An 11,790-nucleotide genomic window follows, 5' to 3' on the forward strand; every position below is an offset into this window, starting at 1 on the left:
GCTATCACCCGCTGTTTGGCAGCTCCCACTGACAGCGCTGGCGCAGGAAGCTGCCAAACAGCGGGTGATAGCGGAACCATTCGCCGGAATCATCCATCCGCTGCAGGAACAGCCCCTGGCGTTCGATCTCCTCCAGCTGCATCTGGCCATTCTCTTCGCCGGTGACGCGCACGATTAACGCGTCGTTCATTGAGCGCAGCAGAGAACTCTTCAGCAAAAAGTTGCGCGTGCGGGCGTCAACGTTATCCAGCACTTCATCCACCAGATAATCCGACAGATGGCTGGCGTTAATCCCGGCGAGGCGGCGGGCGGAGTGTTGGGCGGAGGAGTTATTCTGGCGGGCGGAGAGGGCGATGAGTTGTAGCGCGGTGGCCCACCCGGCGACATCGTCGCACAGCCGGCTACTGTCGTCGGCTTCGATAGGCGATGTCAGACGACAGTCGAAAAATTGTTTCGCCTCCTGGTGGGTAAAGGCCAGCTGCTGACTGCCAATCTCCAGAAGCTGATCGCGGACGCGCAGATTGGCAATGCCCAGCTGCGGCAGGTTACGCGACAGGACCACCAGGGTCATATTCTCCGGCTGATGGCGCAGGAAAAAGCGCATCGCATCATGGATCACCGGATTATTGATCAGATGGTAATCATCAATGACGAGATACAGCGGGCGCTGCCAGTCGGCAAGTTCAATAAACAGCTGCGCAAAAAGAGAGGAGAGACTGGCGTACTGGCGTTTTTGCACCATCGCTTCACTGGCCGCGCAGTGGTTGCCGGTAGCCTGCTGAATCGCCGCGATCAGATAGCTGGCAAAACGCTCCTGCTGGTTGTCGCCTTCGTCCAGCGAAAACCACCCAAGATCGTTTTTACCCGCGGCCCACTGAGAAATGAGCGTTGTTTTACCGTACCCGGCAGGACTGGTGATCAGCACGAGACGATAATTGTTCGCGCCGGAAAGTTTCGCCAGTAAGCGCTCACGAACCACAGTGTGTTCAAGGCGGACCGGACGACTTAATTTGGACGGAATCAACATAGTTCTACATTTCGCTGTGCAAGAGAGAGGTTGCGATTTTTTTTGCGCTTCGTAATTAATATCTAATAAGGTCGGTGATTATGAAATTTATTGCAAGTTATGTCCGAAGTTTATGCTCTTGAATTTGCTCTATGTCACAAATTTCGACATTGGCTGAGAATGGGAAAAAATCGCAGGCAGGACTGGTCGGCCGCGGTTTTCAGGCGGTAGCTGGCGGAGTGTGGGTAGATTTATTTTACGCTAAGAGTAGTTGTTTGTTTTTATTAAATTATTGTCAGCGATTTCTTAGAAGTAATCTTTTTTGCGGGTCAATGCGATGAAAGGTGCTTATTTCTTCAGGGGCCTCTATTTATTTTGTTAATAACGTGGCGAGGAACTGGAAGATTTTTTACGCGTATTGGCCTGTAACAAATTTTTAGCTACCGGAGGTAACCTCTCGATTGTCATATCGCGGTGATTTTTACAGCATATTTTTGCCTTCTCACCCACACTATAGTGTTCAGGATCACACTTTTCGCTCATCCCCGCCACTCCTCCCTGTCTAATCCCCGTCAGGATGAGGACGATGAATCGGGAGGTCGGCACACTAGCGCCATCGTTTTAGTAAAGGACCCGGATCTCATTATGTCACAGACTACATTTAACAAAGCTCAGTTTCAGGCTGCACTGACGCGTCAGTGGCAGCATTTTGGTTTACAGTCCGCTTCCGAGATGACACAGCGTCAATGGTGGCGCGCAGTCAGCGGAGCGCTGGCGGAACTCCTGGCGGCGCAGCCGGTAGCGAAACCGGCGCAAGGACAGCGTCACGTTAACTACATCTCAATGGAGTTTCTGATTGGTCGTCTGACCGGCAACAACCTGCTCAACCTGGGCTGGTACGAGGGCGTCAGCGACGCGCTGAAAGGCTACGATGTCAACCTCACCGATCTGCTGGAAGAAGAGACTGACCCGGCGCTGGGTAACGGCGGCCTGGGACGTCTGGCAGCCTGCTTCCTCGACTCCATGGCGACGGTGGGGCAGTCGGCGACCGGTTACGGTCTCAACTACCAGTATGGCCTGTTCCGCCAGTCATTTGACGATGGCCAGCAGATGGAAGCCCCTGACGACTGGGGGCGCAGCAGCTACCCGTGGTTCCGTCATAACGAAGCGCTGGATGTCCAGGTAGGTATCGGCGGGAAAGTCAGCAAAAACGGCGAATGGCAGCCGGCGTTCGTCATTACCGGCGAAGCCTGGGACCTGCCGGTGCTTGGCTATCGCAACAACGTCGCCCAGCCGCTGCGTCTGTGGCAGGCCAAACACGCTCATCCGTTCAACCTGACCAAATTCAACGATGGCGATTTCCTGCGCGCCGAGCAGCAGGGCATCGACGCGGAAAAACTGACCAAGGTGCTGTACCCGAACGACAACCATCAGGCCGGTAAAAAACTGCGCCTGATGCAGCAGTACTTCCAGTGCGCCTGCTCAGTGGCCGATATCCTGCGCCGTCATCATCTGGCAGGCCGCAAGCTGGCCGAGCTGGCGGATTACGAAGTGATCCAGCTGAACGATACGCACCCGACCATCGCCATCCCGGAGCTGCTGCGCGTGCTGATTGACGAGCACCAGCTGAGCTGGGACGACGCCTGGGCGATCACCAGCAAAACCTTTGCTTACACCAACCACACCCTGATGCCGGAAGCGTTGGAATGCTGGGATGAGAAGCTGGTGAAAGCGCTGCTGCCGCGCCATATGCAGATCATTAAAGAGATCAACGACCGCTTTAAACAGCTGGTGGACAAAACCTGGCCGGGCGATAAGCAGGTCTGGGCGAAGCTGGCGGTGGTGCATGACAAACAGGTTCGGATGGCCAACATGTGCGTGGTGGGCGGTTTTGCTGTCAACGGCGTGGCGGCGCTGCACTCGGATCTGGTGGTAAAAGATCTGTTCCCGGAATATAACCAGCTGTGGCCGAACAAATTCCATAACGTGACCAACGGCATCACGCCGCGCCGCTGGATCAAGCAGTGCAACCCGGCGCTGGCCTCGCTGCTGGATGAGACGCTGAAAAAAGAGTGGGCCAATGACCTCGACCAGCTGATCAACCTGGAAAAATATGCTGACGATGCGGCGTTCCGTCAGACTTATCGCGATATCAAGCAGGCCAACAAAGTTCATCTGGCTGAGTTTGTGAAGCAGCGTACCGGGATTGAGATCAACCCGCAGGCGATCTTCGATATCCAGATCAAACGTCTGCACGAGTATAAGCGTCAGCACCTTAACCTGCTGCATATCCTTGCGCTGTACAAAGAGATCCGCGAAAACCCGCAGTCCGACCGCGTACCGCGCGTCTTCCTGTTCGGCGCGAAAGCGGCGCCGGGCTACTATCTGGCGAAAAACATTATTTTTGCCATCAATAAGGTAGCGGAAGCGATCAACAACGACCCGAAAGTCGGCGATAAGCTGAAGGTGGTCTTCCTGCCGGACTATTGTGTATCGGCAGCAGAAAAACTGATCCCGGCGGCGGATATCTCCGAGCAGATCTCCACCGCGGGTAAAGAAGCCTCTGGCACCGGCAACATGAAGCTGGCGCTGAACGGCGCGCTGACCGTCGGGACGCTGGATGGCGCTAACGTGGAAATCGCTGAGCAGGTGGGCGAGGAGAACATCTTTATCTTCGGCCACACGGTTGAAGAGGTGAAAGCCCTGAAAGCGAAAGGCTACGATCCGCTGAAATGGCGTAAAAAAGACAAGCTGCTCGATGCGGTGCTTAAGGAGCTGGAGAACGGCACCTACAGCAACGGCGACAAGCATGCCTTCGATCAGATGCTGCACAGCCTGCTGCAGGGCGGCGATCCGTACCTGGTGCTGGCCGATTTCGAAGCCTACGTAGCGGCGCAAAAACGGGTAGATGAGCTGTATCGCGACGAGGAGGCCTGGACCCGCGCGGCTATCCTCAACACCGCGCGCTGCGGCATGTTCAGCTCCGACCGCTCGATCCGCGATTATCAGCAACGTATCTGGCAGGCGAAACGCTAAAGGAAGGCCTATGGAGAGTAAACGCCTCGATAATGCCGCGCTGGCGGCGGGCATCAGCCCCAGCTATATCAACGCGCACGGCAAGCCGCAGTCTATCGCGGCTGTCACCAAACAGCGCCTGCTGGATGCGATGCATCGCTCTACCGCCGCCACGAAAGTGGCGGTTAACCCGCTGCCGAACGTGAAAATTTTCACTCACGGCAAAAAAATGTCGCTGCCGGTGGCAGGACGCGGTGAGTATCAGTGGATCCTGACTACTGAGGACGGTAAGCAGTATCAAGGGAAAACCCGCGGCGGCGAGACGCTGCCGCTGCCGGCCAAACTGCCGGAGGGGTACCACTCCCTGACCCTCACCCAGGAGGGGGAGCGCTGGCACTGCCGGACTATCGTCGCGCCAGCGCGCTGCTATGAGCCGCAGCCGCTGAAAGAGGGGAAAAAGCTGTGGGGCACCTGCGTGCAGCTGTATACCCTGCGCTCCGAGAAAAACTGGGGGATCGGCGATTTTGGCGATCTGCGGGCCATGCTGCCGGAAATCGCCCGCCGCGGCGGGTCGTTTATTGGCCTTAACCCGATTCATGCCCTCTATCCGGCGAACCCGGAGAGCGCCAGCCCCTATAGCCCGTCTTCACGTCGCTGGCTGAACGTTATTTATATCGACGTCAACGCGGTTGAAGATTTCCAGCGTAGCGAAGAGGCGCAGGCGTGGTGGCAGTCTCCGGCAACGCAGCAGGCACTGCAGGCGGCGCGGGAAACGGACGATGTGGATTATACCGCCGTCACTACGCTGAAAATGACCGCGCTGCGTATGGCATGGAAACAATTCTCTCGTCGTGAAGATGAGCAGATGACAGCGTTCCGCGAGTTTGTTCTGCGCGAAGGGGAAAGCCTCTACTGGCAGGCGGCTTTCGATGCGCTGCACGCCTGGCAGGTACAACAGGACCCGCTGCGCTGGGGCTGGCCGGCCTGGCCGAAGGCCTTTCAGGATATCGACAGCCCGGAGGTGAAAGCCTTCTGCGTTGAGCATGAGGATGACGTCAGTTTCTATCTCTGGCTGCAGTGGCTGGCCTGGAGTCAGTTTGCCGCCTGCTGGGAAACCAGCCAGCGTGACGGCATGCCGATCGGCCTCTACCGCGACCTGGCGGTGGGCGTCGCCGAGGGCGGGTCGGAAACCTGGTGCGATCGTGAACTGTACTGCCTGAAAGCATCCGTAGGCGCGCCGCCGGATATTCTGGGCCCGCTGGGCCAGAACTGGGGCCTGCCGCCGATGGATCCGCATATCATTGCCGCCCGCGCCTATGAGCCGTTTATCGACCTGCTGCGCGCTAATATGCAGAACTGCGGCGCGTTGCGCATCGATCACGTGATGTCTGTGCTGCGTCTGTGGTGGATCCCGTATGGTGAAACCGCCGACCATGGCGCTTACGTTCAGTATCCGGTCGACGATCTGCTGTCGCTTCTGGCGCTGGAAAGCCAGCGTCATCGCTGCATGGTGATCGGTGAAGATCTGGGCACGGTACCGGTGGAGATCGTCAGCAAGTTACGCAACAGCGGCGTCTATTCTTATAAGGTGCTCTATTTTGAGAGTGATGCAGAGAAAACGTTCCGCGCGCCGGCGCTGTACCCGGAGCAATCAATGGCTGTGGCGACGACGCACGACCTGCCCACTCTCCGCGGCTACTGGGAAAGCGGCGATCTGACGTTAGGTAAAGCGCTGGGCCTCTATCCTGATGAGGTGGTGCTGCGCGGACTGTACCAGGACCGCGAGCTGGCGAAACAAGGGCTGCTGGACGCACTGCATAAGTACGGCTGTCTGCCCAAGCGCGCCGGCCATAAGGCCTCGCTGATGAGCATGACGGGGATCCTCAACCGGGGGATGCAGCGTTATATTGCCGACAGCAACAGCGCCCTGCTGGGCCTGCAGCCGGAAGACTGGCTGGAGATGGCGACGCCGGTTAACATTCCGGGCACCAGCACCGAGTACCCGAACTGGCGCCGGAAGCTGTCCGTCACCCTGGAGCAGATGTTTGCCGATGAACGGGTCAATAAGCTGATTAAGGATCTGGATAAACGGCGCAAGGCGGCGAGCAAGAAAGCCGCCTCCTGATAACTTCCTGCCGCGCGCTCCTCTGCGCGGCGAAGAGCATGTCCGATAAAAAAGGCCGGCCCGCTTCACGCGGACCGGCCTTTTTCTGTGGCGGGAGTGACCTTACACCACCATCCCCAGCAGCAGACAGCCCACCAGGCCGCAGACTGAGATAATGGTTTCCAGCACCGACCAGGACTTGATGGTCTCGCCGATGGTCAGGTTAAAGTACTCTTTGAACAGCCAGAAGCCCGGATCGTTAACATGGGAGAAGATAACGCTGCCGGAGCCAACGGCGATAACCATCAGCTCCGGGCTGACGCCGGTGGTGGCGATCAGCGGCGCGGCAATCCCGCCCGCGGTGATGGCGGCTACGGTCGCCGAACCCAGCGCGATACGCAGCACCGCGGCGATAGACCACGCCATAAACAGCGGAGACATGTTCGATTCGTGCATGATAGAGGCGATGTATTTATCCATGCCGCTATCCACCAGCACCTGCTTGAAGGCGCCGCCGCCGCCGATAATCAACAGCATCATGGCGATGATTTTGATCGAAGAGGTCAGGGTATCGTTGATCTGCTCCATGGAGCGGCCGCGGTTCAAACCGAAGGTGAACAGGGCAATCAGTACCGCAATCAGGGTGGCCATCACCGGGTCGCCGAAGAACTCGGCAATTGGCAGGAAGGCGTGGCCTTTCGGCAGGATCATCTCAGCCACGGCGCGCATCGCCATCAGGATCACCGGAACCAGCGAGGTCCAGACGCTGACGCCAAAGCCTGGCATCTCTTCTTCAGTGAACACTTTCGGGTTATGCAGGCCTTCCGGGATCGGCTTATCTATCCCTTTCAGGAAGCGCGCAAACACCGGTCCCGCCAGGATAACCGTCGGGATAGCCAGAATGGTGCCGTAGAGCAGCGTTTTGCCCATATCGGCATGGAAGATGGTGGCGATCGCGGTCGGACCCGGATGCGGCGGCAGGAAGCCGTGGGTGACGGAGAGCGCGGCTGCCATCGGTACGCCGACGTACAGCAGCGGAATACGGGCCGAGGCGGCGATGGTGAACACCAGCGGCAGCATCAGCACGAAGCCCACTTCATAGAACAGGGCGAAGCCAACGGTGAAGCCGGTCAGGACCACCGCCCACTGAATATGCTTCTTACCGAACTTATTGATAAGCGTGGTGGCGATACGCTGGGCGCCGCCGCAGTCTGCCAGCAGCTTACCGAGCATAGCGCCGAAGCCCATGATCAGCGCGAGGCTGCCAAGGGTGCCGCCAACGCCGTTTTTGATGGAGACGATCACTTTATCCAGTGGCATACCCTGCATTAATCCGACGGCGAGCGCCACCAGAACCAGCGCAATGAAGCCGTTCATTTTGAAACGGATCATTAACAGCAACAACAGGGCAACCCCGATAGCAACGATGACTAATGGCATGATTTACCTGGCCTTAATTTGTTATGGGTAACGTCAAAGTTCGAACCTGTAGAGCATCCGCTCCGTCAGGGAGCAAAATAGTCTGGCACCGTAAACGCTTGCATTATCCTTACCCAGAGAAAGGATAGCTGGCTATTTTTTTGCCGGTGGCGCCTGAAGTGGATGATACGGGTAACATGTGAGGGTTGAGAATCACCTGACGGGGGAAAATGTTAAATATGAGACTTAAGTCATACTCTTTCCCCGGTTTTTGCCGGTCATTTAGCGGGAGATGTTGCGCGGTAACACAGAAAGGGCCAGGGAGGACCGGCGGCAGGGTGCCGCCGGAGGAAGGGCTTAGTAGTAGGAGTGCTCGCCGCGCTGATGCTCGGTCAGATCGCGAACCCCTTTCAGCTCCGGAAACTCGTTCAGCAGCTGTTTTTCAATACCTTCTTTCAGGGTCACGTCGACCATCGAGCAGCCGTTGCATCCGCCGCCGAACTGCAGGATAGCCAGACCGTCGTCGGTGATCTCCATCAGCGATACGCGGCCGCCGTGGCCTGCCAGCTGCGGATTAATCTGCGACTGCAGCAGGTACTCGACGCGCTCCATCAGCGGGGCATCGTCAGAGACTTTGCGCATTTTGGCGTTCGGCGCTTTCAGCGTCAGCTGCGAGCCGAGCTGGTCAGTGACGAAATCAATTTCAGCGTCTTCCAGATAGGGCGCGCTGAGCTCATCGACATAGGCGGTCAGCTGTTCAAATTTCAGCGCCGTGTCGGTGTCTTCCACCGCATCCGGTGGGCAGTAGGATACGCCGCACTCAGCGTTTGGGGTGCCGGGATTAATCACAAATACGCGAATTTGCGTCCCTTCTTCCTGATTTGCCAGCAGTTTGGCAAAGTGCGCTTGTGCAGCATCGGAAATACGGATCATAGCGTTGGCCTAATAGTTGACTATTTTACTGGGTTATAATACGCCCATCAGCGGGGGTCTACAAGGTACGGCACAAACACCATACCTGAACCGTCGCGGCGCCGTTTCGCAAAAGCAGGCGGGATATCTCGGCGACGGTGCTGCCGGTCGTGACGACATCATCCACCAGAGCGATATGGAGTCCCTGCACGGCAAATTCAAGCTGAAAGGCATTTTTCAGGTTCTGCCTGCGCTGGCGGGCATTGAGCGAATGTTGGACGGCGCCGGCTCGCTGGCGAGTCAGGCCTTCGCGATGCCAGACGCATCCTCGCCAGCGGGCTAACGGTCGGCACAGTTCGTCGCACTGATTATAACCCCGGCGCCAGCGACGGCGATGCCATAGCGGCACGCCGACCAGAGCGTCTACTGGCGGCAAATCGTCACGCTGCAGAAGGCGCTGCAGCAGCAGACGCGCGAGGGCGGGGCCCAGCTCCGGGCGATGGTGAAACTTCAGCTGCTGCACCAGACCGCTCAGCGGCGGGCGATAGTCATTGACCGCCACCAGCCGATGCCAGGGAGGCGGCTTTTGCAGGCAGCGGCCGCAGGGGTGACGGGATGCCGCCGCCGGCAGGCCGCACTGCGGGCAGAGCGGGGGACAGGCGAGCAGGGCGCGGTTGCAGCGGGAGCAGATCCCCCAGCGGGCGACTGCCAGCGGCATTTGGCATAGCCAGCATAAGCTGTGTGCTGTTAGCATATTTGGCCTTCTGTCCAGTAAAAAGAGAACGGTAACGGATGAACGACATCTGGTGGCAAACAATCGGCGAAGGAGATTGTCATCTTGTGCTGCTGCACGGCTGGGGGCTGAACGCTCAGGTATGGGATTGCATCACGCCGCAGCTGGCTTCGCATTTTACCCTCCACCTGGTGGATCTGCCGGGCTATGGCCGCAGCGGCGGGTTTGGGGCGATGTCGCTGGAGGCGATGGCGCAGCGGGTGCTGGAGCAGGCCCCTCCACAGGCGGTGTGGCTGGGCTGGAGCCTGGGCGGGCTGGTGGCCAGCCAGGTCGCGATTATGCGTCCGGAACGCGTGCAGGCGCTGGTGACGGTTGCCTCTTCCCCCTGTTTCGCGGCTCGTGACGACTGGCCCGGCATCAAGCCCGAGGTGCTGGCCGGATTTCAGCAGCAGCTGAGCGACGATTTCCAGCGCACCGTCGAGCGATTCCTCGCCCTGCAAACCATGGGCACAGAGAGCGCGCGTCAGGATGCGCGGGCGTTAAAGCAGGCGGTGCTCTCGCTGCCGATGCCTTCCGCCGAGGCGCTGAATGGCGGACTGGAGATCCTCAGAACCGTCGATCTGCGTCAGGCGCTGGTCAGGCTGCCGATGCCGTTTCTGCGGCTGTATGGCCGGCTGGATGGACTGGTGCCGCGCAAGATCGTCCCGTTGCTGGATGACCTGTGGCCGGAAAGCGAGTCAATCCTCTTCGATAAGGCCGCGCATGCGCCGTTTGTTTCCCATCCCGCGGCCTTCTGCGAGCCGCTGCTGGCGCTGAAGACGCGGCTGGGGTAATTTTTTTTGCCGCGCCATGGTAAAAGGGCCATTCCTAGCAATACTTAGGTTGTTACGGTGGTTGATTATTTCAATCCGCCACCGTGACCTACAATAACAACCTTATGGAGAGTAGAGGCTATGAAACTTGTTACAGGAATGGTTGCATCTCTGGTGATAGGCACCCTCTCTTTCGGCGCATTCGCCGCGAAAGAGATCCAAAAAGAAGACGTGGCGAAGATGAATCTGACCAAGGTCGGTAGCATTACGACCTCCAGGACGACGTCGCCGATGGACGCCCGACGCGATCTGTCGAAAAAAGCCGATGAGCTGGGTGGGAAATACTTTGTGGTGATTGCCGGGCAGAAAAACGAAAAAACCGTACACGCGAACGCTGACGTTTATAAATAATCCAGTCATAAGAAAACGGGCCTGCTGGCCCGTTTTTCATAGCTGTCTTACTCGTTTTACCTCGTTGCGCGACCTGGCCTTACTCCTTTCATCGTAGCGCCCACCACTCCTGCCGGCACGCCGCTTTCCCTTCAGGGCAACTTTTACAGCTGCCGGAGAGGCAGCCCTCGCTCGTTTCGCTGATCCGGACCACCTTACCCATGGCTTCCATTCGCTCAAGCATGGCGTCAATCAGCGGCTGAGGCGTCTGCAGGCGAGCACTGAGCTGTTTCGCCTCCATGCGGCCCTGCAGGGCCAGCATATCGCGGACTTCCATTAACGACGCCACAGTCCCTCCTTAGTGGCAATCGCCAGCCGGGCTGGAACAGCAGGAGGCCGGCGTTTTTCGCGTGGCCAGCAGCGAGACGTCCACCCGGCTGCGCGCCCGGCGCAACAGGCCGAAGAGCACCACGTTGAACAACACTACCGCCAGGATACACACCAGACTGTAGCGCGGGTGATCGCTAAAGCTAACGGTCTGGTAATAGAGCGTCGAGAGCGAATAGGCGATATTCAGCCCCCACAGGATGGAGAAGGTCATCCAGCCGCGGCTTGATTCGCGGGCGATGGCGCCCATCACCGAGATGCAGGGAATATAGAGCAGGACGAAGATCAGGTAGCTGTATGCCGCCGCCGCGCTGCCAAATTTACTGCCCATCACCCCCATGGCGCCGGTGGCCATTTCGCCATCGCCTTTGCTGGCTTCGATGGGGTTGGCCAGGACGCTGAGGCTGAAGGTGTCTTTCAGTCCCTGCCATGTCTCATCGACGGCGGCGAGCAGTTCTTCGCCGAGGCTGAAGGTCTGCGGATTGAATTCCTCATTCTGGATATCTTCGGCGGTATAGAGGGTGTTCAGCGTACCCACTACCACCTCTTTCGCCATCGCGCCGGTAAACAGGCCGACGGTGGCCTGCCAGTTATCTTCATGCACGCCGATCGGTTTAAACACCGGCGTAATGACCCGGCTCACCGAGGCCAGCGCGGAGTCGTTGATGTTGTCGACGACCTTACCGCTCAGTGAGAAGCTGTTCAGCGCGCTGAGGAAGATGCTGACGATGACGATCACCTTCCCGGCGCGCAGCACAAAGCCTTTCAGGCGCTGCCAGGTCTGGATAATCAGGCTCTTGATATGCGGGACGTGGTACACCGGCAGCTCCATCACGAACGGCGAGGCTTCGCCGCGCATAATGGTGTGCTTCAGCATCAGGCCGGTGAGGATGGCCATCACAATGCCCAGCACATAGAGCGAGAAGACCGCCAGCGCGCCGTTCTGCCCAAAGAAGGCGGCCGCGAAGACGGCGAAGATCGCCAGCCGCGCGCCGCAGGACATAAACGGCGC

Annotated in this window: 9 protein-coding genes and 1 pseudogene; 4 read left to right on the forward strand and 6 right to left on the reverse strand. The window is 58.4% G+C overall.

Features of this window, described 5'->3' with window-relative positions; all coding sequences use genetic code 11:
- Positions 1-19 precede the first annotated feature (19 nt).
- A pseudogene (gene malT, locus KHQ28_RS16810) lies at positions 20-1,027 on the reverse strand (HTH-type transcriptional regulator MalT); the annotation flags it as partial.
- A gap of 624 nt (positions 1,028-1,651) precedes the next feature.
- Here malT and malP point away from each other — a divergent pair.
- On the forward strand, positions 1,652-4,042 hold the full coding sequence (gene malP, locus KHQ28_RS16815; protein ID WP_004151407.1) for a maltodextrin phosphorylase: 2,391 nt from the start codon (positions 1,652-1,654) through the stop codon (positions 4,040-4,042).
- A 10-nt stretch (positions 4,043-4,052) separates the two neighbouring features.
- Positions 4,053-6,146 (forward strand): 4-alpha-glucanotransferase, encoded by a 2,094-nt coding sequence (gene malQ / locus KHQ28_RS16820; RefSeq protein ID WP_002920543.1) that lies wholly within the window; start codon positions 4,053-4,055, stop codon positions 6,144-6,146.
- A 102-nt stretch (positions 6,147-6,248) separates the two neighbouring features.
- Here the strand turns inward: malQ and gntT are convergent, their stop codons facing one another.
- The 3 genes from gntT to gntX form a co-directional block, all read right to left on the reverse strand.
- Positions 6,249-7,565, reverse strand: a complete 1,317-nt coding sequence (gene gntT / locus KHQ28_RS16825; RefSeq protein ID WP_002920542.1) for a gluconate transporter — start codon at positions 7,563-7,565, stop codon at positions 6,249-6,251.
- 336 nt (positions 7,566-7,901) lie between these two features.
- Entirely contained in the window at positions 7,902-8,477 is a 576-nt protein-coding gene (gene nfuA, locus KHQ28_RS16830; protein WP_002920540.1) for a Fe-S biogenesis protein NfuA, read from the reverse strand.
- Positions 8,478-8,535: 58 nt separating this feature from the next.
- A complete protein-coding gene (gntX, locus tag KHQ28_RS16835) occupies positions 8,536-9,210 on the reverse strand; it encodes a DNA utilization protein GntX (protein WP_032418309.1) in 675 nt (224 codons plus the stop codon).
- A gap of 38 nt (positions 9,211-9,248) precedes the next feature.
- On the opposite strand from gntX, the gene bioH reads away from it, so the two are divergent.
- Entirely contained in the window at positions 9,249-10,022 is a 774-nt protein-coding gene (gene bioH, locus KHQ28_RS16840) for a pimeloyl-ACP methyl ester esterase BioH (RefSeq protein WP_004174021.1), read from the forward strand.
- Between the two features lie 120 nt (positions 10,023-10,142).
- Complete coding sequence (locus tag KHQ28_RS16845; RefSeq protein WP_002920510.1) at positions 10,143-10,412, forward strand: YdgH/BhsA/McbA-like domain containing protein; 270 nt, start codon at positions 10,143-10,145, stop codon at positions 10,410-10,412.
- A gap of 88 nt (positions 10,413-10,500) precedes the next feature.
- Here KHQ28_RS16845 and feoC read toward each other — a convergent pair whose 3' ends face one another.
- Together feoC and feoB are read right to left on the reverse strand one after the other, a co-directional pair.
- Entirely contained in the window at positions 10,501-10,740 is a 240-nt protein-coding gene (feoC, locus tag KHQ28_RS16850) for a [Fe-S]-dependent transcriptional repressor FeoC (RefSeq protein ID WP_002920509.1), read from the reverse strand.
- A 9-nt stretch (positions 10,741-10,749) separates the two neighbouring features.
- The coding region (gene feoB, locus KHQ28_RS16855; protein WP_211777638.1) for a Fe(2+) transporter permease subunit FeoB at positions 10,750-11,790 on the reverse strand (1,041 nt) is incomplete at its 5' end.

Origin of the sequence: Klebsiella sp. 28, assembly GCF_018223905.1 — a bacterium.
In the GTDB taxonomy this organism is placed as follows: domain Bacteria; phylum Pseudomonadota; class Gammaproteobacteria; order Enterobacterales; family Enterobacteriaceae; genus Klebsiella; species Klebsiella pneumoniae.